The organism is Aeromonas sp. ZOR0001 (assembly GCF_000801015.1).
Classification (GTDB): domain Bacteria; phylum Pseudomonadota; class Gammaproteobacteria; order Enterobacterales; family Aeromonadaceae; genus Aeromonas; species Aeromonas veronii.
The window spans coordinates 95,767-117,010 of record NZ_JRJY01000008.1 but is presented as its reverse complement, the minus strand read 5'-3'; the positions used below and the strand labels follow the sequence as shown (position 1 = coordinate 117,010).

Annotated in this window: 17 protein-coding genes, 2 pseudogenes and 1 riboswitch; of the genes and pseudogenes, 4 read left to right on the top strand and 15 right to left on the bottom strand. The window is 59.9% G+C overall.

Annotated features, from left to right (window positions below):
- A pseudogene (locus L972_RS21250) lies at window positions 1-76 on the bottom strand (damage-inducible protein CinA); the annotation flags it as partial.
- A gap of 250 nt (window positions 77-326) precedes the next feature.
- Here L972_RS21250 and mutS point away from each other — a divergent pair.
- Window positions 327-2,918 (top strand): DNA mismatch repair protein MutS, encoded by a 2,592-nt coding sequence (gene mutS / locus L972_RS01680; protein ID WP_047434761.1) that lies wholly within the window; start codon window positions 327-329, stop codon window positions 2,916-2,918.
- Window positions 2,919-2,994: 76 nt separating this feature from the next.
- On the opposite strand, the gene L972_RS01675 is transcribed toward mutS, so the two are convergent.
- The 4 genes from L972_RS01675 to L972_RS01660 all read right to left on the bottom strand — a co-directional run bounded on the left by L972_RS01675 (window position 2,995) and on the right by L972_RS01660 (window position 6,193).
- Window positions 2,995-3,858, bottom strand: coding sequence for a patatin-like phospholipase family protein (locus L972_RS01675; RefSeq protein ID WP_047434756.1), 864 nt, complete (start codon window positions 3,856-3,858; stop codon window positions 2,995-2,997).
- 277 nt (window positions 3,859-4,135) lie between these two features.
- Window positions 4,136-5,035, bottom strand: a complete 900-nt coding sequence (locus L972_RS01670) for a hypothetical protein (protein WP_047434753.1) — start codon at window positions 5,033-5,035, stop codon at window positions 4,136-4,138.
- A gap of 74 nt (window positions 5,036-5,109) precedes the next feature.
- Window positions 5,110-5,799, bottom strand: coding sequence for an LrgB family protein (locus L972_RS01665; protein WP_005341581.1), 690 nt, complete (start codon window positions 5,797-5,799; stop codon window positions 5,110-5,112).
- On the bottom strand, window positions 5,792-6,193 hold the full coding sequence (locus tag L972_RS01660; protein ID WP_040069042.1) for a CidA/LrgA family protein: 402 nt from the start codon (window positions 6,191-6,193) through the stop codon (window positions 5,792-5,794). The genes L972_RS01665 and L972_RS01660 overlap by 8 nt, the downstream gene beginning before the upstream one ends.
- A 134-nt stretch (window positions 6,194-6,327) precedes the next feature.
- Here L972_RS01660 and L972_RS01655 point away from each other — a divergent pair, with 134 nt between their 5' ends.
- Window positions 6,328-7,212 (top strand): LysR family transcriptional regulator, encoded by an 885-nt coding sequence (locus L972_RS01655; protein ID WP_047434749.1) that lies wholly within the window; start codon window positions 6,328-6,330, stop codon window positions 7,210-7,212.
- Here L972_RS01655 and L972_RS01650 read toward each other — a convergent pair.
- Together L972_RS01650 and ybaK are read right to left on the bottom strand one after the other, a co-directional pair.
- Window positions 7,206-8,090 (bottom strand): transporter substrate-binding domain-containing protein, encoded by an 885-nt coding sequence (locus L972_RS01650; RefSeq protein WP_081990670.1) that lies wholly within the window; start codon window positions 8,088-8,090, stop codon window positions 7,206-7,208. The genes L972_RS01655 and L972_RS01650 overlap by 7 nt on opposite strands.
- Window positions 8,091-8,273: 183 nt before the next feature.
- On the bottom strand, window positions 8,274-8,738 hold the full coding sequence (ybaK, locus tag L972_RS01645; RefSeq protein ID WP_005336092.1) for a Cys-tRNA(Pro) deacylase: 465 nt from the start codon (window positions 8,736-8,738) through the stop codon (window positions 8,274-8,276).
- 217 nt (window positions 8,739-8,955) lie between these two features.
- Between ybaK and L972_RS01640 the strand changes: the two genes are divergently transcribed.
- Window positions 8,956-9,384 carry a GNAT family N-acetyltransferase gene (locus L972_RS01640; protein WP_047434745.1) on the top strand — a complete coding sequence of 143 codons (429 nt, stop codon included), beginning with the start codon at window positions 8,956-8,958 and terminating at the stop codon, window positions 9,382-9,384.
- Window positions 9,384-9,912, top strand: a pseudogene (locus L972_RS01635) (GNAT family N-acetyltransferase); the annotation flags it as partial. The gene L972_RS01640 and the pseudogene L972_RS01635, both read left to right, overlap by 1 nt.
- A 148-nt stretch (window positions 9,913-10,060) precedes the next feature.
- Here the strand turns inward: L972_RS01635 and L972_RS01630 are convergent.
- The 8 genes from L972_RS01630 to aerA form a co-directional block, all read right to left on the bottom strand.
- Entirely contained in the window at window positions 10,061-11,947 is a 1,887-nt protein-coding gene (locus tag L972_RS01630; RefSeq protein ID WP_047434781.1) for an ATP-dependent nuclease, read from the bottom strand.
- Between the two features lie 335 nt (window positions 11,948-12,282).
- Complete coding sequence (gene thiH, locus L972_RS01625; RefSeq protein ID WP_162504349.1) at window positions 12,283-13,401, bottom strand: 2-iminoacetate synthase ThiH; 1,119 nt, start codon at window positions 13,399-13,401, stop codon at window positions 12,283-12,285.
- Window positions 13,402-13,592: 191 nt separating this feature from the next.
- The gene (locus L972_RS01620) at window positions 13,593-14,360 is read right to left on the bottom strand and encodes a thiazole synthase (protein WP_017786005.1); all 768 of its coding nucleotides are present in this window, start codon (window positions 14,358-14,360) and stop codon (window positions 13,593-13,595) included.
- A gap of 1 nt (window position 14,361) precedes the next feature.
- Window positions 14,362-14,568, bottom strand: coding sequence for a sulfur carrier protein ThiS (gene thiS / locus L972_RS01615; protein ID WP_047434741.1), 207 nt, complete (start codon window positions 14,566-14,568; stop codon window positions 14,362-14,364).
- Window positions 14,565-15,359 (bottom strand): HesA/MoeB/ThiF family protein, encoded by a 795-nt coding sequence (locus tag L972_RS01610; RefSeq protein ID WP_047434738.1) that lies wholly within the window; start codon window positions 15,357-15,359, stop codon window positions 14,565-14,567. The genes thiS and L972_RS01610 overlap by 4 nt, the downstream gene beginning before the upstream one ends.
- Window positions 15,349-16,956 (bottom strand): thiamine phosphate synthase, encoded by a 1,608-nt coding sequence (gene thiE / locus L972_RS01605; protein ID WP_047434735.1) that lies wholly within the window; start codon window positions 16,954-16,956, stop codon window positions 15,349-15,351. Before thiE ends, L972_RS01610 begins: the two co-directional genes overlap by 11 nt.
- Window positions 16,953-18,944 (bottom strand): phosphomethylpyrimidine synthase ThiC, encoded by a 1,992-nt coding sequence (gene thiC / locus L972_RS01600; protein ID WP_047434734.1) that lies wholly within the window; start codon window positions 18,942-18,944, stop codon window positions 16,953-16,955. Before thiC ends, thiE begins: the two co-directional genes overlap by 4 nt.
- A gap of 280 nt (window positions 18,945-19,224) precedes the next feature.
- A riboswitch (TPP riboswitch) is annotated at window positions 19,225-19,337 on the bottom strand.
- A gap of 271 nt (window positions 19,338-19,608) precedes the next feature.
- The gene (gene aerA / locus L972_RS01595) at window positions 19,609-21,072 is read right to left on the bottom strand and encodes an aerolysin AerA (RefSeq protein ID WP_162849159.1); all 1,464 of its coding nucleotides are present in this window, start codon (window positions 21,070-21,072) and stop codon (window positions 19,609-19,611) included.
- Window positions 21,073-21,244 lie beyond the last annotated feature (172 nt).

Genomic DNA, 21,244 nt, shown 5'->3' with positions numbered 1-21,244 from the left:
CCCCCAGCCAGCCCCGCTGACCGAGGGCCCGTCCCAGCTCGATGGCAAGGTGCTCTATCTCTGCATCCAGTTTCATCACGACTCCTTCTGATCCGCTCAAGAGGCACATTATGCGATCCTGCTAGCGCCGCCCGCAACCACGGCAGACCGCCCTTGCCTGCCGCAATGTGAGGTGCCGCACCTGTGCCATGCCTTCAATAGCGCAGAACAACCGCGCCCGGAACACCCGCTCCCCCGTCGCGGCGCTTATGTGTAGAATGGCGCCATCAAGCCCAAGGCTCATCACCGCAGACACTGGCCCGCAGAGGCCCCTTCTGGAACAGAACATGACCGCACAACACCAAGCCAGCGGCGCCACAAGCTCCGCTCCCGGCGCCAATCTGAGCGCCCACACCCCTATGATGCAGCAGTACCTTGGCCTCAAGGCCGAGAACCCGGAGATCCTGCTGTTCTACCGGATGGGCGACTTCTACGAGCTGTTCTATGACGATGCCCGCAAGGCCTCCCAGCTGCTCGATATCTCCCTGACCAAACGCGGCCAGTCGGCGGGCAGCCCCATCCCGATGGCGGGGGTGCCCTATCACGCCATCGAGGGCTATCTGGCCAAGCTGGTGCAGCTCGGCGAATCTGCCGCCATCTGCGAACAGGTGGGGGATCCCGCCACCAGCAAGGGGCCGGTGGAGCGCAAGGTCATTCGCATCATCACCCCGGGCACCGTCTCCGACGAGGCGCTACTCAGCGAGCGACAGGACAACCTGATCGCCGCCGTCTATCACGATGGCCGCCGCTTCGGCTACGGCACCATGGACATCGGCTCCGGCCGCTTCTTCATCAACCAGTTCGAGAAAGAAGAGACCCTGCTGGCTGAGCTGCAGCGCACCAATCCGGCCGAGCTGCTCTACCCGGAATCCTTCGAGTTCCTGCACCATATCGAGGGTCGCCGCGGCCTGCGTCGCCGCCCGGAGTGGGAGTTTGAGCTGGGCACCGCTCGCAAGCTGCTCTGCCAGCAGTTCGGCACCCAGGATCTGGTGGGCTTTGGCGTAGACAAGAGCGAGACCGCCCTGTGCGCCGCTGGCTGCCTGATGCAGTACGTCAAGGACACCCAGCGCACCGCCCTGCCCCACATCCGCAGCGTGCGCCTCGAGCAGCCGGATCACGCGGTCATCATGGATGCCGCCACCCGCCGCAATCTGGAGCTGACCCAGAATCTGGCCGGTGGCTATGAAAATACCCTGGCCGAGGTGCTGGATCGCACCGCCACCCCCATGGGCAGCCGGCTGCTCAAGCGCTGGATCCACCAGCCGATCCGCGATCGGGTGATCCTGAAAGGCCGCCAGAGCACCATCAAGGAGCTCATCGAGCAGAACCTCTACGACGAGTTGGGCAACCTGCTGCGTCAGGTGGGTGATGTGGAGCGGGTACTGGCCCGTCTCGCCCTGCGCTCGGCCCGCCCGCGCGACCTCACCCGACTGCGTCAGGCCTTCGCCCAGCTGCCCGAGTTGCAGCGCCTGCTGGCGGACAACGAGCACGAAGCGGTGCAACAGCTGGCCGAGCGGGCCAGCACCTTCCCCGAGCTGCTCGACCTGCTGGAGCGCGCGGTGATGGAAGTGCCGCCGGTGCTGATCCGCGATGGTGGCGTCATCCGTGACGGCTTCAATCAGGAGCTGGACGAGCTGCGGGATCTCGCCAACGGCGCCACCGCCAGCCTCGCCCGCATCGAAGAGCGGGAGAAGCTGCTGACCGGCATCAACACCCTCAAGGTGGGTTACAACAAGGTGCACGGCTTCTATATCGAGGTGAGCCGCGCCAACAGCCATCTGGTGCCTGCCCACTACATCCGCCGCCAGACCCTCAAGAACAACGAACGCTACATCATCGATGAGCTGAAAAAGTACGAGGACAAGGTACTCACCGCCCAGTCCCAGGCGCTGGCGCTGGAGAAACGGCTCTACGAAGAGCTGCTCGATGCCCTGCTGCCCCATCTCGGCGATCTGCAGGATTCCGCCGCCGCACTGGCGGAGCTGGACGTGCTGGCCAACCTGGCCGAGCGGGCCGAGACCCTCGACTACCGCTGCCCGACCCTCATCGATGAGGATCAGATCATCATCGAGGCGGGCCGCCATCCGGTGGTTGAGCAGGTGATGACAGACCCCTTTATCGCCAACCCCATCCGGCTGGAGCGGGAGCGGCGGATGCTGATCATCACCGGCCCCAACATGGGCGGTAAGTCCACCTACATGCGCCAGACTGCGCTCATCGTGCTGCTGGCCCATATCGGCGCCTTCGTGCCTGCCGACAGCGCCCGCATCGGCCCCATCGACCGCATCTTCACCCGCATCGGGGCGTCGGATGATCTCGCCTCCGGCCGCTCCACCTTTATGGTGGAGATGACCGAGACCGCCAATATCCTCAACAACGCCACCGCCCGCAGTCTGGTGCTGATGGACGAGATTGGCCGCGGCACCAGCACCTACGACGGCCTCTCGCTGGCGTGGGCCTGTGCAGAACAGCTGGCGAGCAAGATTGGCGCCTACACCCTGTTTGCCACCCACTACTTCGAGCTGACCCGCTTGCCCGAGCTGATGAGCGGGCTGGCCAACGTCCACCTCGATGCGGTGGAGCACGGCGACACCATCGCCTTTATGCACGCGGTGCAGGAAGGGGCGGCCAGCCGCTCTTACGGTCTGCAAGTGGCAGCGTTGGCAGGGGTGCCGAAATCGGTGATCCAGCAGGCCCGTCACAAGCTGCATGAGCTGGAGAGCGCCACTCCGGTCGCCGCCGGTGAAAGCCGCCCAGCCCCGGTGGCCCTCGCCCCGCAGTCTCATCCAGTGGTGGAAGAGCTGGAAGCGCTGCATCCGGACGAGCTAACCCCCCGTCAGGCACTGGATCTGCTCTATCGCCTCAAGCAGATGCTGTAATCAGCGACTACCGCACAAGCATGCAAAAGGGGAACCGCGAGGCTCCCCTTTCTATATTCAGCACCCGGCAAAGCAATCAGGCCACCGCTCGCGCCTCTCCACGGGCCCGCAGCAGGCTCTGGCGCCCCTGCCAGTAACCCTGCAGATAGCCGGACTCCAGCTTGACCGGGTCCTGGGTAAAACGGGAGACCATGAAATCGGCCGGTGGCGCGATCACCTCGATCTCGCAATCGGCAGGGGGATTGGCAATGAAATCGAGCGCCCGGTTGTAGGCGAGATCCCGCTCCAGCATGGCTTGCGCCAGCGCAGGCTGGGTTTTCAGCAAGGCTTTGACCATCCAACAGAAACGGGCCGGCTTCTTGCGATAGCCCCAGGGTTCCGACAGCACCACTGTCATCCGCCGCGCCCCGCGCCGATAGGCCTCGATCACCGGGATGGAGTCGCTGATCCCGCCATCGGCCATGGGGCGACCATCGACGCAGGGGGTATCGTGCTGCACCACCGGCAGGGCGCAGGTAGCGGTCAGCACCTCATCCATGTTGTCGGGCCGCACCGGCAGATAGATGGCCTTACCGCTCGCCACATCGGTCGCCACCGCGTAGAAGGGAATGTCGCGGGCGCAGAAGGTGTCGAGATCGAGCGGGAAGCGATGGCGACTGGCCTGCCACAGCCAGCCGATATCCACCAGATCGCCCCCTTTGACGAAACGCAGGGGATCGAGAAACCGGGAGCTGCAAGCCAGCTCGGTGATGATGTGGTGACTGCGGCGCGGCTGCTCGCTCAGATAAGAGACCAGATTGGTGGCACCGGCCGAGACGCCCATGACGAAATCGAACGGGTAGTGGTGACTTTCGACAAACGCATCGAGCACGCCGCTGGCAAAGATGCCGCGCATCGCGCCCCCTTCGACAATCAGGGCGCAAGAGTGGGGATTCAACATAACAAGGCTCCGTCAGCTGTAATACCTGCCGGGATCGATCCCGGCCCAGTGATGGACGCCTTCATGCAGAACATCAAGACGCCGCAGCAGGACGATTCAGGCTCACTCGCGCAAGCCAGAAGCGGGCAGGAGCAAACCTGAACCGTGAAGCGACCCCCAGTATATGCAGCGCAACAACCTTCAAAAAATGAATTTAAATAATAAAAAACATGCCCTTTTGGCATGATTTAGCACATAAGCAGATACGGCCCTTTATCCGGTAACAGCACCATCAGGATCAAGGCTGCCCGGGCCCGAACGTCCCGTCGACGGGGTTGTAGTGGTACGCCCGATAGTCAAAGTCCACCTTATCAAGGCGCGGATTGGCCAACTCGAACAACAGGCGTCTGGGGAGCTGCGCCTGCTCGAGGGAAGGTTTGAAGTGGCGCAGCCAGAGCTGTTGCAGCGAGCCATCCCGCCACGCCAGCTTGAGCCCGACCGAGAGGCGGCGGATGGCGGCCTGATTATCCTTGTGGGTGTAGAAGAGGTGGAGGAAGGGATAGTGCAGCGCCACTCGCCGATCCACGGTGAGGCCGGGCAGATCACTGTGCTGTTCCTGCTCGATAAAGAGCTCGTTGGCACCGCGGCAGAAGAGGTCGATGCGACCGCGAGCCACCAGCTTGAACAGCCGCTCGTAACCGTCGATCTCCTGCACCTTGAATCCCCCATGACGCAGGATCTCCGCATCCTGCCAGCCACGCCCCTGCCCGTGCAGAAATTGCTGCAGCTCGGCCAGGGTATTGACCCTTGCCACCGCATCGGCCTGCTGCGGACTGACAAAGCAGATGCGATAACCGAGGATGCCCAGCTCCACCGGAAAACGGACGTAATCCAGCGCTCCGCTCTCCGCGGCCGGGCGCAGACTGTCGGCCACAAACAGATTGGGGTATTGCTGAGTCTGCACAATCTGTCGCATCCGGATACGGTTCATCGGCGGCGCGGTTCGCAGCTCGTAGTCACCGAAGCTGTCGCGGGTCTTCTCCAGCGCCAGCTGCAACAGATCGCGAAAATAGAGGGTACGCAAGTCCCGATCGCTCTCGGGGCTGATGTGAGTGATGACGTCGCTCGCCCGTAGGGGAGTGGCAAGGAGGGAAAGACTGCACAGCAGCAAGCAGGAAGCGAGGCGATGAAAGGTCATACTGCTCATCCCGGGAATACAGGCTCACTAGAGTGTAGCGCCGGGGCGAGCAGCCTTCTAAAGGGAAGTCCGGCCTACCAGAACATCCGGCCCAGCAGGGGTGCCAGCAGCACGGTCACCATACCGGCGATCATCATCACCATGCTGGAGACCACTCCCTCCTCATTACCCATCTGATAAGCCCTGGCAGTGCCGGCGCCGTGGGCCGAGGCACCAAAACCCGCCCCCTTGCCGAGACGGCTGCGAATGGCCAGCACGGTGAGCACGCTCTCCCCTACCGCCATGCCGATGACACCGGTGAGCACCACAAACAGCGCGGTAAGATCGCTCTGACCGCCGATGGCGCGGGTCGCCTCCACCGCAAACGGCGTGGTGATGGAGCGCATCGCCAGACTGCGTTGCAACATGTCGGAGAGATCGAGCCAGCGAGCCAGCAGCACGGTACTCCCCACCGCCATGATGACTGAGGCGACCACCCCCACCGACAGCGACAACCAGTGGCGACGAATGAGCTGGCGGTTCTCGTAGACCGGCACCGCGAAGGCGACGGTGGCGGGGCCCAGCAGCCAGAGCAGCCAGTGGGATTCAGCCATGTAATCCTGATAGGGGATGTGGAACAGCAGCACCACAGCCACCAGCAGGGTCGGCGCCAGCAGCAGGGGCATCAGCGGCAGGATGCGTTTTTTGCCGTAGAGCCATTTGCTGGCGTAGTAGAAGAGCAGGGTGAGGGCGAAGCAGATCAGCCCGAGCAGGGTATCAGACATGACGGCGACTCCGGCGGGCCAGTTTCAGTTCGAGGCGGTAGACCCGGTCCACCACCAGCGCCGTGGTGCCGAGCACTAGCGTAGTGCTCACCAGCAGCACCACCATGATGCGCCACCCCTCTTGCAACAGCAGATCCTGATAGTTGACCACCGCCACCACGGCGGGCACGAAGAAGAGCAGCATCTCCGCCAGCAACCAGCGAGCCCCCGCGCTGAACCACTCGGCCTTAACCACCCCGAGCAGGATGCAGGCCAGCAGCAACAGCATGCCGGTGAGGTTGGCGGGCAGCGGCAGATGGAGGGTACGCACCGCGGTATCGGCCAGCAGCCAGATGGCTGCCAGCAACACAATCTGGAAGGGAGTCTGTAACCAGCGCAAGCAGAGGGCTTTCATGATCATCGTCTTTCTGTGAACCGGCTCACAGTATAGAGTTGAGCAAAACCTGCCAGAAATGAATTAAAATTATCAAATTCATGCCGCATAGGCATACTTCATCCCGTACCCGCCAACACGAGTCGAGAGAGTCCATGGATATTCGCGCCCTGCGCTATTTTGTCGAACTGGTGCGGGAAAAAAGCTTCACCCGCGCCTCTGAAAAGCTGTTCGTCACCCAGCCCACCATCAGCAAGATGATCCGCAATATCGAAGAGGAGCTGGGCCAACCCCTGCTCAACCGGGAAGGGCGCCGCTTCACCCTGACCGACAGCGGCCAGGTGCTGTTCAACCGGGCCCAGACCATCTTGGCGGAGATGCAACAGCTGGAGGCCGAACTGGCGGATCTGCAGAGCCTGCAACATGGTCGCCTCACCCTCGGCATTCCCCCCATGGTGGGTCACGTCTATGCGGACCTGATCCGCGCCTACCGCAGCCGCTATCCCAAGGTTGAGCTGACCCTGGTGGAGTACGGCGGTCGCCGCATCGAACAGGCGGTGCTGGAGGGGGAGCTGGATCTCGCCATCACCATGCTGCCGACCAAAGAGGGGGGCGCCCTCAGCGCGCTGGAGCTGGATCAATACCCGATCCGGGTGGTGCTGCCGGATCAACCGCGCTGGCATGGCGAAGCGCCGCTGCGGCTGGAGTCCCTGCAGGAGGAGCCCTTCCTGCTCTATACCCAGGCGTTTACCCTGAGCGAGCGGCTGGAGCAGGCGTGTCAGGAAGCGGGCTTTGTGCCGCAGGTGGCGGCGCGCAGCAGCCAGTGGGATTTTCTCACCGCCATGGTACGCAGCGGCATGGGGGTCGCCTTCTTGCCGGAGCCGGTCTGCCACCGGCTGACCCCGGATGGTCTGGTGCTGCGGCCGCTGGAGCCCGAATTGAGCTGGCGGCTCGGGGTGATCTGGCCGAGCGAGCGCTATCTCTCCCGCACTGCCGAGGCCTGGCTGGCCCTCTGCCGCCAGCGGCAGGCACCTCAATAATCGCCGAAGCGATCGGTCTGAGGATTGTAGAAGTAGGGGCGGTAATCGAAGCTGATCCCGTCGAGGAAGGGATTATCCAGTAGCAACAGCCGGCGCTGGGAGAGCTTGGCAAAGGCGATGGCCGGGCCAAAGCTCTTGCGCCACAGCGCCTGTAGTGAGCCATCCTGCCACGCCAGCTGCAACCCCCGTTCGACCCGCTGCAGCGCCTCGCGATTGTTGGGATTGGTGTAGAAGACCCGAGGCAGCGGGTAGTAGATCAACAGCGCATCATCCACCAGCAGATCCGTCATCTCCTTGTGGGTCAGCTGCTCGCTGCGCAGCTCGCTCACCCCGCGGCAGAAGAGATCGAAGCGACCCCGCGCCACCATTTTGAACAGCTTTTCGTACCCCTCCACCTCCACCACCTCCATCCCGGCGTAGCGCAGGATATCCACATCCAGCCACCCCTTGCCCTGACCGAAGGTGAACTGGCGCAGCCCCTTGAGGTCGGTCACTTTGCTCACCGCCGCCTTTTGCTGCGGGCTGACAAAACAGATGCGGTAGCTGACGATGCCCAGATGGATGGGAAAACGGACATAGGCGAGCCCCAGATCCTCGCGGGTGCTGCTGTAGCTGTCCATTACAAAGAGGTTGGGATAGCTGTCGAGCTGCATGCTGAGCCGTTCGCGCGCCTTGGTCATGGGCGGCGCAGGCTCCAGCAAATAGTCGCCAAACTGGTCGCGGGTCTTGTCGAGGGCGAGCCGCAGCAGCTCCCGATCATAAGTGGTGCGCGGATCCCGCTCGCTCTCCGGGCTGATATAGGTAAACCGGGTGGCCGCCTGTCCGGTCAGCGACAACATGCAGAGCAGAGCTGCGGCCAGCAGATGCAGGGGTGACATAAACCGCGCCTTGGCTGAAGGGGTTCTTTCAGTGTAGCCCTGAGCGTGGGTGCCCCACCTTGGCGCGGCCTGTGCGAGGATAAGCAACACGACAAACAGGGGGACGCGGGCAGATATCCTCACGAGTCACATCGCCCCCGGGCCACCACAGGCCCGGAGAGCAGGTTCACACCGTGCCCGGTACTACTCTTCGCCGATGGGAGCGGCGATCCACTTCATCAGCGTCAGCATATCCTGCGGCGCCACCCCCACCGACAGCCCGCGCTTGCCGCCGCTCACCAGGATCTCGTCAAACTGCAGCGCCGACTCGTCGAGCACGGTGGGCAGCAGTTTCTTCTGGGCCAGCGGGCTGATGCCACCCACCTTGTAACCGGTCAGCTTCTCCGCTTCCGCCGGTTTCATCATCTCCACCTTCTTGAGGCCAGTCGCCTTGGCCAGCTGCTTCAGACTGCACATGCCGGATGAGGGAACGATGGCCACCACCGCCTGCTTGTCGTGATGGGCGACCAGGGTCTTGAACACCTGCGCCTCCGGCAGCCCGAGCTGGGTCGCGGCATGCTTGCCGAAATCGTCGTGGGCTTCGCACTCGTAGGGGTAGAGCTTGTGGGGAATTTTGAGCTTCTTCAGCAGGTTGATGGCAGGAGTCATTATGGTTGCCTTGAATCGAATCGCATAAAAACAAGGCCAAACAGTCTGCGCCTCACTCTGGGGTGATGCAAGGGGGATGGAAGTTGCAAGGGCCATTGACTGGCCGCCATGCCATGCACGCTGGCGGCGAGCGACCAGAACACTTGACCAGACAGAGTCCAAACGGGTATTGCTTTAACCCTTTGACGCCGCCACAACCCATACCGCAGGAGCCCATATGCAACTCACCCCACCCCAACCGCCTCAGGACGATGATGTTGAAGCGCTGCGCATTGGCCTGACGGGCTACAACGTAAGCCAGGCAGGCCCTCAACTGTACGAACTTCGGCGCGAGCGGATCGCCAGCTTTATCAAGGATAAAGAGGGCAAGGTACACGGCGGCATCATCGCCGACATCAAGTGGGGCTGGCTGCATGTCGACTGGCTCTGGATCGACGAAAGCATCCGCCGCGACGGCTGGGGCGGCCGCCTGCTCGGCGCCATGGAGCAGTACGCCCAAAGCAAGGGCATCACCAACTACCATCTGGAAACCACCAGTTTTCAGGCCCTCCCCTTCTACCAGAAACAGGGTTACGAGGTCTTTGGCCAGCTGCCCGATATGCCGCCGGGGCATATCAGTTACTTCCTGAAAAAACAGGATAAGTGATGACACTCCAGCGCCTTGCCAACGTCAATATCGTGATCCGTCCGTTTGAAGCGGGCGATGCCGACGAGTTTGTCCGTGCGGCCCACGAATCGCTCGAGACGGTCGGCAAATGGATGGGTTGGTGCTTCCGTTCATTTACCCGGGTGAGCGCGCTGGAGTGGTTTGCCAGCTGCGCGCAGGATTGTGCGGCGGGTCGCGCCTTTGACATGGGTATCTTCTGCGCCACCACCGGCTAACTGCAGGGTGGCGCAGGTATCAACCAGCTGTCGCCCCATCATCGCTAAGGCAATATCGGCTATTGGGTACGCCAAGGCTGCGGCATCGCCCGTCAGGCGGTCGCCCTGCTCCGTGATTTTGGCTTTCGGCAGTTGGGGGCTATTTCGGCTGGAGATCGTGATGGGGGTTGGCAACACCGCCAGCGAAGCTGTTGCCATCGCCACCGGGGCTACCTTTGAGTGCTGGGCAAGGAATCGTATCTTCCTACATGGCCAGCCTCTTGATGCACATATCTATGCTCTTATTCCAGCTGACTTCTGTAGTAAGGAAGATTATATAGCGTTATCCGAGGTGAACGGTGATAGGCAATCACACCCTCCGTCACCTCTTATATCCGGTAATCCTCTACGTTACGGACGAAATAATAAATATTCTGTCATCTAGCTAGATGATTCATCCGCTATGCTTTCGTGAGGATAAGAGGCGACTCTGAGTTCTCAGCGGTTGTTCTTTCTAATGAAATAGGTGAAAGCTTTAGCTTCTTAACAATTATTTCAATCACCGGTTCGAAAGCCGCAACAATACCTTTTGAAAGTAATTCATCATCACTCATGTTCTTAATATATTGACTTACATGTCGCTTACCTTGATGTGTGAAAGCGTAATCAACGATAAATCTCTGGTAACCTGACAAATCAGCCTTATATGTAATTGGGCTTATGCCACTATTAAATAGCTCTTTGCGCTTACCATCAGTAAACTTTTGCTCTTCATCAAGAATTTCTTCAAGCCAAGATTGTTCTAATGCATAACTCCAAATACACTCTGGATAGAGGTGTTCCAATTCCACTCTCCACACATAACCTTTAGCCTTAAGTTGCTTAGGCGCTTCATGTGGAGGATAGGTTGCAGCACTAACGGGTGATTGTTGTCCCTTAAAAAATTCTGTTAATTGAGTTTTTGCATCTTTACCAGCTGCATCATCATCCAGAAGGAGAAGCCCTAAAATTTTTGCTTTCTCATGTTTCTGAAGCAAATAAAATGCCTTAGCTCTATCACTAGCAGCATTCGCACTATTATAAGCATTATCTGGAACATCAATAAAAACTTCATCTGCCCTGTTTAAATACTGCAGAACCCTATTAATTACAACACGATCACTAACACCCTCAAGAAATAATCTTGGCTTGGAAGATACTGCCAACTGAGATGACAAAGTACCTAATGTGCTCTTATATTCATCTTCTCTCTCTTGCCATATTTTCCGATGCTCTTCAATTAACGGTGTTACAAGATTTAGAAAACCTGTATTACCGTGAAGATCATACTCACTACATGATTGTAGCTTAGTATCATGTCCCTTTTTATCAACATAATAGCTAATACTCTTTAGACCCGATGGCAATGAAGAGTTAAACGAAAGTGAGTATATAGCAGGTGAGTGTGTTGTTATAAATATCTGCGTATGCTTCTTCGCCGCCTCAACTAACTGGTTATTAAGTTCAAAGCACGTTGAGAATTCAACATTATTTTCAGGTTCTTCAAATCCCCAGATCTGAGGCCGGATAGTTATTTTTGCGCCAATGCTTTGCTGTTTCAGAGCAATAAATGAAAGCATCATGGGGATATGCCTGATTTTTATCCCATCACCTCTGCGGCTTAAAGGTATATTGTCGGCTTTAAACTCAAGGGCGCCAAAGATATTTCTTAAATTTTGAGGGAGTTTAATTTCATTATTGCTACTAGCGAAGACAGTATCTATCTCCCCCATCAACTCACTGATATGCTCATTGATCTCTTGCTCAAAACTATTCGCTGAAGCGTGCAATCCTTGTTCAGATGAAATAGCTAGCACATCGTATAACTTACCTTGCAGGTCTCGAAAAAAATTAGCATCCTTAATTGCTGGTATATATATGTAGTTAATACTTTTCAACAGGCTAGGTATTTTACTTCTTTTAGGGAAATTCTTTTTGTTTACTACGACGCCACTTTTAATTTCACAGTGCTGTTGCACTTCAGCGTGAAAACCATCCGCACGCCATGTTTTACTCCAATATACGGTGTCAGGTTGCTCTGGCTTGCGATAACTTCGCGGAAGTTTAAGAACTAACTCGACTTTAATTTCCTTCGCTTTCCTTTGCTGAACAATAGCATTAATATTAAAGTCAGATTGAAAATTATAGTCAGCATCGGCATCAGTCTTACCATTAAAAAATAAATTCAATGCTCTAAGAAGATTTGATTTTCCTGCGTCATTTTTACCCACCAGAGTGGTAATTTCTTCCGTTGATATTGTCTCTTTGCGTATAGAGCGAAAGTTAGTTATGGTAATCTGTCTGATCATGATATATGCCAAAATTGCCAACTTATGAGTATTGTATGGCATATTTATGATAAGTCTAGATATTCTACTGATGGTTAATAGCTTTCACGTTCCTCATTTCTCATTGCACCTCGTTTATTGCATGAAGAAACCAATTTATCTGATTAGAACAGCTGGCAACTCATAAACAACAGCAGCAAGCATCTCGTATGTTGTTGGGCTTCGCTACGCTCAGCGCCAACCTACCACAGATGTAGGTTGCGGCTGAGCTTGCGAAGCCCAACGTTTACCGCAAATAGCTATTGTGTTCCGGTATCACCCTCTCCGATCTGCTTATGGCAAAGGGAAATCACCCTCTATCGACCCAAAAACGGTTCCCAATCTTTAAACACCGGCTGCAACCCCGCCTGTCGCACGGCGGCGGCGACTTCACCGACCGGGCGGTCGTCGTGGATGGCGAACTGCTCCAGCTCCTCTGCATCCCCTTCGGCATAGCCACCCGGCTGGGTGCGCGATTCGGCCGACATCTGGGTGATGCCAAGGCGCAGCGCACCGTTGCGAAAGGTGGCGGACTCGCGGGTAGAGAGCGACAAGTCCAGCGTGGGAGAGAAGAGGCGCCAGGCGCAGATCAGCTGGGCCAGCTGACGATCCGACATGACCACGGCAGGCTCCAACCCACCGGTGCAGGGGCGCAGGCGCGGGAAGGAGAGCGAATAGCGGCTCTGCCAGTGGTGGCGCTCAAGCCAGCTCAGATGCTCGGCGACAAAGTAGCTGTCGGCGCGCCAGTCCGCAGAGAGACCGATGAGCGCCCCCAGCCCGATTTTGTCGATACCGGCGCGGCCGAGCCGATCCGGCGTGGCGAGGCGCCATGCGATATCCCGCTTGTTGCCACGCAGGTGATGGCGGGCGTAGGTGGGGGCGTGGTAGGTCTCCTGATAGACCATGACGGCGTCGAGGCCGAGGCTTTTCAGCTCGGCATAGTCGGCCTGCGAGAGGGGCTGCACCTCCATCCCCACCGTGCTGAAGTGGCGGCGGATGATGGGCATCACCTCGCGAAAATAGGCGAGCCCCACCTTGTGCTCGTGCTCGCCGGTCACCAGCAGCACGCTGTCAAAACCGCGCGCCTTGATGGCCAGACACTCGCGCTCAATCTCCTCTGCATTCAAGGTCTTGCGCTTGAGGCGGTTGCTCATGGAGAAGCCGCAGTAGGTGCAGTCGTTGGCGCAAAGGTTCGACAGATAGAGCGGCACATAGAAGCCAATGGTGTTGCCAAAGCGCTGGCGAGTCAGCCGCTCGGCCTCGGCTGCCATCTGCGGCAGATACGCCTCGGCGGCTGGCGAGATCAGCGCCATAAAATCGCTCAGGGTGCGGCGTGGTGCGCTCAGGGCTCGCGCTACATCGGCGGCTGTCTTGGCGCGGATCTGCATGCCGATATCGTCCCAATCAAGCTCTTGCCAGCGATTGGCAAAATCCAACCCCCTCCCGGCCTCCCCCTTGGGAGGGGGAGGAGTGCAGGGCTCGCCCCCTTCAAGCACCGAATCAGCCGAAGCCCTCACCCCCAACTCCTCTCCCTTATGTTGTGAAGAGCCGAGAGGGGGGCTATCACTCGGGCGCACTTGGGGTTGTGCAAAAGGCTCGAAGTCACTCATCGCACCAGCATCATGACTCATAACGCCCCCAGAAAATCGGTCAGCGGGCTGGAGGCTTGGGCCTGCAGGGCGCGGGCACCGAGACCGGCTTCATAGGCACTGCGGCCAGCCTCACAGGCGAGTGCAAAGGCGCGGCCCATGGCGACCGGGTCGCCGCTCACCGCGATAGCGGTGTTGACCAGCACGGCATCGGCGCCCAGCTCAAAGGCGGCGGCCGCATGGCTTGGTGCACCTATGCCCGCATCAACTACCACAGGCACATTGGCCTGCTCGACGATGATGGAGAGAAACTCCCGGGTCACCAGTCCCTGATTGGAGCCGATGGGGGCGCCGAGCGGCATCACGGCGGCGCAGCCCACCTCTTCCAGCCGTTTGCAGAGCACAGGATCCGCACCGCAGTAGGGCAGCACCACAAAGCCCTCTTTCACCAGCTGCTCGGCGGCTTTCAGCGTCTCGATGGGGTCTGGCAGCAGATAGCGCGGGTCGGGGTGGATCTCCAGCTTCAGCCAGTTCGTCCCCAGCGCCTCGCGGGCGAGATGGGCGGCAAACACCGCCTCGGCGGCGGTCTTGGCGCCGGAGGTGTTGGGCAGCAGCTTGACCCCGAGTTGCAGCAAGGGGCTCAGGATATCGTCGTGGGCCTTGCCGGGTTCGAGCCGCTTGATGGCCATGGTAACCAGCTGGGAGCCGCTCGCCTCGATGGCAGCGGCCATCAGATCCGGGCGGGCAAACTTGCCGGTGCCGGTAAAGAGGCGCGATGAGAAGGTGTGATCGGCAATTTTCAGCATGTCAGCCTCCCGCAATGGCGGTGAAGAGATGGAGTTCGTCTCCGTCATTGAGACGGATCTCGGCCCAGCGGCCACGGGGCAACACGGCGCCGTTAAGGGCCACGGCTACCCCTTGGGGATTGACCCCTTGCGCCGCCAGCAGGTCGGCCACGCTCTGCCCTGCCGCCAGCGACTGGGCTTTATCGTTGAGTCGAATGGTCAAGGTCATGGGGTGATCTCCTTATCGTGTGTCGGGCATCGGCGCTGCCCGCAGACAGGGCAATCGGGATCGGGGGCCAGAGTGAGGGTTTGCCACTGATGGGTCAGGGCATCGAAGCGGCGCAATGTGCCAGCCACCGGGCTCGGCATCCCGAGCAGCAGTTTCAGTGCCTCCAGCGCCTGCAAGGAGCCCATCACCCCAACCAGCGGGCCGGTGACGCCGCTGGTCTCACAGCGCTCGGCGATTTTTGTATCCAGCGGATAGAGGCAGGCGTAGCAGGCGTGATCCGGACCTGTGCGCGCCATCAGCTGCCCCTGCCACCCCACTGCGGCGGCGGAGATCCAGGGCTTGCCCTGAGCCACGCAGGCGGCGTTGATGGCATGGCGGGTGGCGAGGTTGTCGCAGCAATCGATCACCAGATCTACCTCGGCCACAAACTCCGGCAGGCTGGCGGCATCGAGCCGCTGGTTAATGGCAATCAGCTCCACCAGCGGGTTGTGGGCGGCCAGGCGCTCACGGGCCAGCTCCGCCTTGGAGTGGTTGACCGCCTCGCTATCGAACAGGATCTGGCGCGGCAAGTTGCTGGAATCGACCGTATCGCCATCGGCCAGCCACAAGGTGCCCACACCGGCCCCGGCCAGATAGAGGGCAAGCGGCGAACCGAGCCCGCCCAAGCCCACGATCAGCACAGACTTATCTTTCAGCCGTGCCTGCCCTGCTTCGCCCACTTCCGCCAGCATCAGCTGGCGGCCGTATCGCAAATACTCTTTGTCACTAAGAGAAGCAGCATCAGAGCGCATGTTCTGCCTCCCGTATAACGGTGGCCGAGCGTGGCTCATCCCCCGCCCCCACTGCCGCGAGCAGCCGTTCGGTCGCCCCCTGCCAGTCGTCGCTGGCAGTGATGGCCGAGACCAGCGCGATACTGCCGACCCCGCTTGCCTTGACCGCCGCCACCCGCTCCTCGCTGATGCCGCCGATGGCCACCGTCGGCCACTCCGCCATCAGGGCGCGGTATCGATGCAGCCGCAGCAGCCCCTGCGGGCGCGAAGGCATCGTCTTGGTGTTGGTCGGAAAGATATGACCCAGCGCAATATAGGAGGGGGCCAGCTCGCGGGCCCGCATCAGCTCGAAGTAGCCGTGGGTGGAGATGCCAAAGCGTAGCCCGGCGGCCTGAATGGCGGCGAGATCGGCGGTCTCCATATCCTCCTGCCCCAGATGTACGCCCCAGGCGCCCGCCTCGATGGCCTGCTGCCAGTAGTCGTTGATAAAGAGGCGCGCCCCATGGCGGCGACCAAGCGCCACAGCATCACGAATGGCCGGTGCCACCTCTGCGGCGGGCAGATTCTTGATCCGCAGCTGGATGGTCTTGACCCCCTGCCCCAGCAGGCGGCGCAGCCACTTGACCGAATCGACGACCGGATAGAGGCCGAGGTTGTGTTCGGTCGGCGCGAAGGGGCCATCCGGCAGGCGGGCGCTGCTTGTTTCATAAAGCCCGAAGCGGCGATCGAGGGTTGAACCCGCCAACACGGCGCGGGGGAAGTGGGCAAGATCGGCTGGCCAGCCAAGATGGGCGATGGGCCCCGGGCCAGCCCCCACTCCCTGCGCCGCCGCCAACCCCTGTTGCAGGTAGGCACGCGCCAGGGTGATGGCATCCTCCACCGGATAATCCTGCGCCACCACGGCGGCGATGGCGCTGGCGTAGCAGCAACCGGTGCCGTGGCCGTGGCGAGTATTCAGGCGCGGCGCCGCCAGCCAGAATTCGCGGGTCTCGTCCTGGTAGTAGTCCAGACACAGCTCCCCGCTCCAGCCCAGATGGCCGCCTTTGACCAGCACGGCACGGGCGCCGAGTTCGCGCAGCCGCTGGGCGGCGAAGCGCACCAGCACAGGGCTGGTCGCGGGAATGCCGGTCAGGGCTTCCAGTTCGGGGCCGTTGGGGGTGATCAAGGTGAGGCGCGGCAATAGCTGCTCGCGCACCGCCTCCAGCATATTGGGTTCCGCCATCGGGGTGCCGGTGCTGGCGATGGCCACCGGATCGTAGACCACGAAGGGAGCCTCGATAGTTGCCAGTCGGCGGGCCAGTACCTCCACATGGAGCCGGGTCGGCAGCAGACCGATCTTGATGGCGGCGGGCGGCAGATCGACGCCGAGGGCATCGATCTGGGCGGTGAAGGTCTGCATCAGCACGGGGTCAACCATCTTCACCGCCACCGAGTTCTGGGCGGTGATGGCGGAGATAACCGAACAGCCGTGCACGCCAAGGTCGTGCAATGTGTGCAAGTCGGCCTGAATGCCGGCACCGCCGCCGGAGTCTGAACCGGCGATGGTCCAGACAACTGGGCGAGAGTCCGTCGCGGGCGGCAGGTCGGCGGGGCTGACAGCCCCGCTTGCGCTGCTCACGCCTCCTCCCCTGCGGCCTGTTTCAGCGCCGCCGCCTGATGGTAGATCTCGCCGCCGGTCTCCTTGAAAGTCTCAGCCATGCGGGCCATGCCGCTCTCCACCTCGGCCACCACCTGCTCCTGCTGGCCATCCATGCCGACCAGCTTGATCTCCACGGCTTCCAGCTTCGCCGCGTAATCGCGCACGTCTTGGGTGATCTTCATGGAGCAGAACTTGGGCCCGCACATGGAGCAGAAGTGGGCCACCTTGCCGGACTCCTGCGGCAGGGTCTCGTCGTGATAGGCGCGGGCGGTGTCGGGGTCGAGGGCCAGATTGAACTGATCCTCCCAGCGAAACTCGAAACGCGCCTTGGACATGGCGTTGTCGCGGATCTGGGCGCCCGGGTGCCCCTTGGCAAGGTCCGCGGCGTGAGCGGCGATCTTGTAGGTGATGAGCCCCTGCTTCACATCCTCCTTGTTGGGCAGCCCCAGATGCTCCTTGGGGGTGACGTAGCAGAGCATGGCGCAGCCGTACCAGCCGATGAGCGCCGCACCGATGCCGGAGGTGAAGTGATCGTAACCCGGTGCGATGTCGGTGGTGAGCGGGCCAAGGGTATAGAAGGGCGCCTCGTGGCAATGCTCCAGCTGCTCGGTCATGTTGCGCTCGATCATGTGCATCGGCACGTGACCCGGCCCTTCGATCATCACCTGCACGTCGTACTCCCACGCGATCTTGGTCAGCTCACCCAGGGTACGCAGCTCGGCGAACTGGGCCTCGTCGTTGGCGTCATAGACGGAGCCGGGGCGCAGACCGTCGCCCAGCGACAGGGCCACGTCATAGGCGGCGCAGATCTCGCAGATTTCGCGGAAGTGCTGGTAGAGGAAGTTCTCTTTATGGTGGGAGAGGCACCACTTGGCCATGATGCTGCCGCCACGCGAGACGATGCCGGTGAGGCGCTTGGCGGTCATCGGCACGAAGCGCAGCAGGACGCCGGCGTGGATGGTGAAATAGTCCACCCCCTGCTCGGCCTGCTCCAGCAGGGTGTCGCGGAACAGCACCCAGGTGAGCTCTTCGGCGATGCCGTTGGTCTTCTCCAGCACCTGATAGATGGGCACGGTACCAATGGGGACCGGGCTGTTGCGCAGGATCCACTCGCGGGTCTCGTGGATGTAGCGACCGGTGGAGAGATCCATCACGGTGTCGGCGCCCCAGCGGGTCGACCAGACCAGCTTCTCCACCTCCTCTTCGATGCTGGAGGTGACCGCCGAGTTGCCGATGTTGGCGTTGATCTTCACCAGAAAATTGCGGCCGATGATCATCGGCTCCGCTTCCGGGTGGTTGATGTTGCTGGGGATGATGGCACGACCGGCGGCCACCTCATCGCGCACGAATTCGGGGGTGATGTTCTGGGGCAAACGGGCACCAAAATCGCGGCCCGGATGCTGGGTGCGCAACAGTTCAGAGCGCACCCGCTCGCGACCCATGTTCTCGCGAATGGCGATAAATTCCATCTCGGGGGTGACGATACCGGCCCGGGCGTAGTGGAGCTGGGTGACCCGGCGACCCGGCTTGGCGCGGCGCGGCTTTGGCAGATGTTCGAAGCGCAGGTGATCCAGCCCCTCGTCAGCCAGCCGCTCCTGAGTGAAGGTGGAGCTGAGCCCCGGCAGTTCGTCGGTATCATCGCGCTCCAGCACCCAGTTCTCCCGCAGGCGCGGCAGGCCACGGCGCACGTCGATGGCGACCCCCTCCTCCCCGTAACGGCCAGAAGTGTCGTAGACCGGCACCGGCTCGTTGGGCTCGAATTGGGGATTTTCTTTGGTGCCGCCGACGAAGGTATCGGCCAGCTGGATCTCCCGCAGGGGAACACGGATATCGGCACGGGAGCCTTCGATAAAGATGCGGCGGGAGTTGGGGTGAGCCATCCCCTTGAGGCTGTCGATAAAGGCCTGAGCGCTGGATCGCTGCTCGCGGCGGCTGGATTTGGCGGTATCAGATACAGAAGTAGACATAGCAAAACTCACATTAACTGGTTGAAGTTATGGGTGTTTGCTTGTCTGGAGTTCGAGGAGAAGATGAACTTGCGGCGGGGTGTTTATCTCGGGAGGGAGTGCGCGCGGGATGGATCTCAGCGCTACTGTACTGCCGCTTCCCGCTCTCTGCACGCTGTGGGCAAGGCGCCCCACGTGCTGGACAACCGGACGGGACAGACTCCCTCCTGTGCGCCCTGACCCATCAAGGGTGATCCCTTCGATGAGCGGAAGAGGCTTGTCCCTCCTCCGGCGCGGTAACCCGCAAGTTACCCTTGTTCCCTTCGCAGGTTTTAACCTGATCAGGTTCCACGGATCCCGAATTAACGGTCTCAGCTTCGCGTCGTTCGACGGTCAGCACTCCGACAAGATGGCGCCAGTATAAGGGGGAAAATTTAAAGCACAAGCCGTTAACAATCTGGCCAACACGCCTCTTTCAACAAATGAGTGAACGATGCCTCGCTCACGGGGCCACCCCAAACAGAGGTCAAACCTGCGTTGGCATCACCTTGGCACGCCACAGGTTCCCGCTGTGATCATTCAGGGACAAGAGGAGAAAAAGAGGGAAAATCGAGGGACACAGAGCAAGAGCAGCGTCTTGCGCAGAACAGAAACAGGCCCCTATGAAAGGGGCCTGCGAGGGAGGTTATTGAACCGGAACTATGGTCAGGGATACGTTGCCAAACCCTTCGTTGGCAAGGGCCTCGCTGTCCAGATCCACACCGGTAAGCGCCACCTCATCGGCAGAGGCACTGCGCAACTGGGCAGCCTTCGCGGAACGGGTCTGGGGCTGACCGATTTCGATATCGCCGGCAAACTGGCTCTCGGCATAGAAGTCACCGGTCACCGCCGAACGGATCGGGCGCAGCACACGACCCAAGTTATTCTGCATGGTCGACAAACCATACTCGCTGATGGTCCAGTTCCAGTCCCACCACTTCACTTCACCCGGGATATAACGCTTGTCCCACTGATAGCGGATGCTGCTGGCCTTGTCGCGGAACGGGCCGACGGCAAAGGTGTGCTCCCAGGTGGGGCGATTCTCAGGATGGGTATACCAGGCATTGCCGCCCCAACGCAGGAAGCCCTTCATGGTCAGGTCATAATTGACCTCGGCCTTGAACTCGTAGGGGTAGGAGATGTTGGACTTGTATAGGGCAACCCGCACCGGCAGGCTGGAGTGAGGCGGCACCGTGGGGCGTGCTTCAACCGAGACGGTCTCGGTCGTCGAGCCCCCTTTCTGGGAGGCCCAGCTCTGGCTCGCAGCGATCTCGATGGCCAGTTCGGTCTCACCCACCAGCGGCCACTGAAACTTGTTCTTGGTGGTCACCTTCTCGCTCAGGCTGTAGGTGTCGGTCTTCGACCAGTTGGTGGCCTTGTCGTACTTCAGGGTCACCACCACCTGCTGGGGCAGGTCGGTGTAGTTGGTCGCATTGGCCGTGATGGTCTTGACCAGCTGCTTGCCGCTCTCGGTGACCTGACCATGGCTGAAGGAGTCGGGTTCCAGGGTATATGAGAAGTTGCTTACCTTGATGGAACTCTTCTCCCCACAACGATATCCGGAGCAGCCGCCGTCATTATTTCCCTTTATCAACCAGCCATCGCCAACCCGGGTAACATCCATATCTTCCCCGACATAGGGGCTATGATTTCCACCCACCCAGGCGTATCCCAAATAATGAGCGAGATAACTGACCGGCTTGATAAAATAATCATTGTCGTGGACAAGACGCCATTGCACATCGACCTCATCACCTGCCGGAATATTCCAGTCAGAGAGTGTTGGTATTTCTCCGGAAACCGGTGAGTTGGGATAACACCAGGTTTCTCCGGCAGTGCCCTGTTTGATTTCGCCATTATATCCCGGCCCCATAATCACCCAACGATCCGCCAGCCCGGTGATCTGCCACTGCCCCATGCGGCTGACCAGATTACCCTTGATACTCATGGCTTCATCGCGGGTCAGAGGACGGTAACCACTGGCACAGAGGCCCGTGCCAAGGCCCGCCCACTTGACCTGATCAGGGTAGACAGGTTCAGCCGCCTGCACCTGAGCGAGCATCAATGAAGACGCCAAAAACGCCAGATTGGCGGTAATTATTCTATTCATCATTTATCCCTCTTTCAGACATACGATAATTGTTATTGTGTAGAAACATCCTTTTTCATTTGACAGGTATGGACTCCGACAAAACCTGACACAAATAAAATAAACCACCAAAAAACATCCATGACAAACAAAATAATGTTGGTATAAGAAAATAATTAGAGTGATAACTTTA

Coding starts and splice junctions, on each gene's coding strand:
- aerA (WP_162849159.1), bottom strand. CDS start 21,072: ATGAATAGAATAATTACCGCCAATCTGGCGTTTTTGGCGTCTTCATTG.
- L972_RS01675 (WP_047434756.1), bottom strand. CDS start 3,858: ATGTTGAATCCCCACTCTTGCGCCCTGATTGTCGAAGGGGGCGCGATG.
- L972_RS01630 (WP_047434781.1), bottom strand. CDS start 11,947: ATGATCAGACAGATTACCATAACTAACTTTCGCTCTATACGCAAAGAG.
- L972_RS01670 (WP_047434753.1), bottom strand. CDS start 5,035: ATGACCTTTCATCGCCTCGCTTCCTGCTTGCTGCTGTGCAGTCTTTCC.
- L972_RS01610 (WP_047434738.1), bottom strand. CDS start 15,359: ATGCGCTCTGATGCTGCTTCTCTTAGTGACAAAGAGTATTTGCGATAC.
- L972_RS01665 (WP_005341581.1), bottom strand. CDS start 5,799: ATGTCTGATACCCTGCTCGGGCTGATCTGCTTCGCCCTCACCCTGCTC.
- L972_RS01655 (WP_047434749.1), top strand. CDS start 6,328: ATGGATATTCGCGCCCTGCGCTATTTTGTCGAACTGGTGCGGGAAAAA.
- L972_RS01620 (WP_017786005.1), bottom strand. CDS start 14,360: ATGCTGAAAATTGCCGATCACACCTTCTCATCGCGCCTCTTTACCGGC.
- L972_RS01640 (WP_047434745.1), top strand. CDS start 8,956: ATGCAACTCACCCCACCCCAACCGCCTCAGGACGATGATGTTGAAGCG.
- mutS (WP_047434761.1), top strand. CDS start 327: ATGACCGCACAACACCAAGCCAGCGGCGCCACAAGCTCCGCTCCCGGC.
- ybaK (WP_005336092.1), bottom strand. CDS start 8,738: ATGACTCCTGCCATCAACCTGCTGAAGAAGCTCAAAATTCCCCACAAG.
- L972_RS01650 (WP_081990670.1), bottom strand. CDS start 8,090: ATGTCACCCCTGCATCTGCTGGCCGCAGCTCTGCTCTGCATGTTGTCG.
- L972_RS01660 (WP_040069042.1), bottom strand. CDS start 6,193: ATGAAAGCCCTCTGCTTGCGCTGGTTACAGACTCCCTTCCAGATTGTG.
- thiS (WP_047434741.1), bottom strand. CDS start 14,568: ATGACCTTGACCATTCGACTCAACGATAAAGCCCAGTCGCTGGCGGCA.
- thiC (WP_047434734.1), bottom strand. CDS start 18,944: ATGTCTACTTCTGTATCTGATACCGCCAAATCCAGCCGCCGCGAGCAG.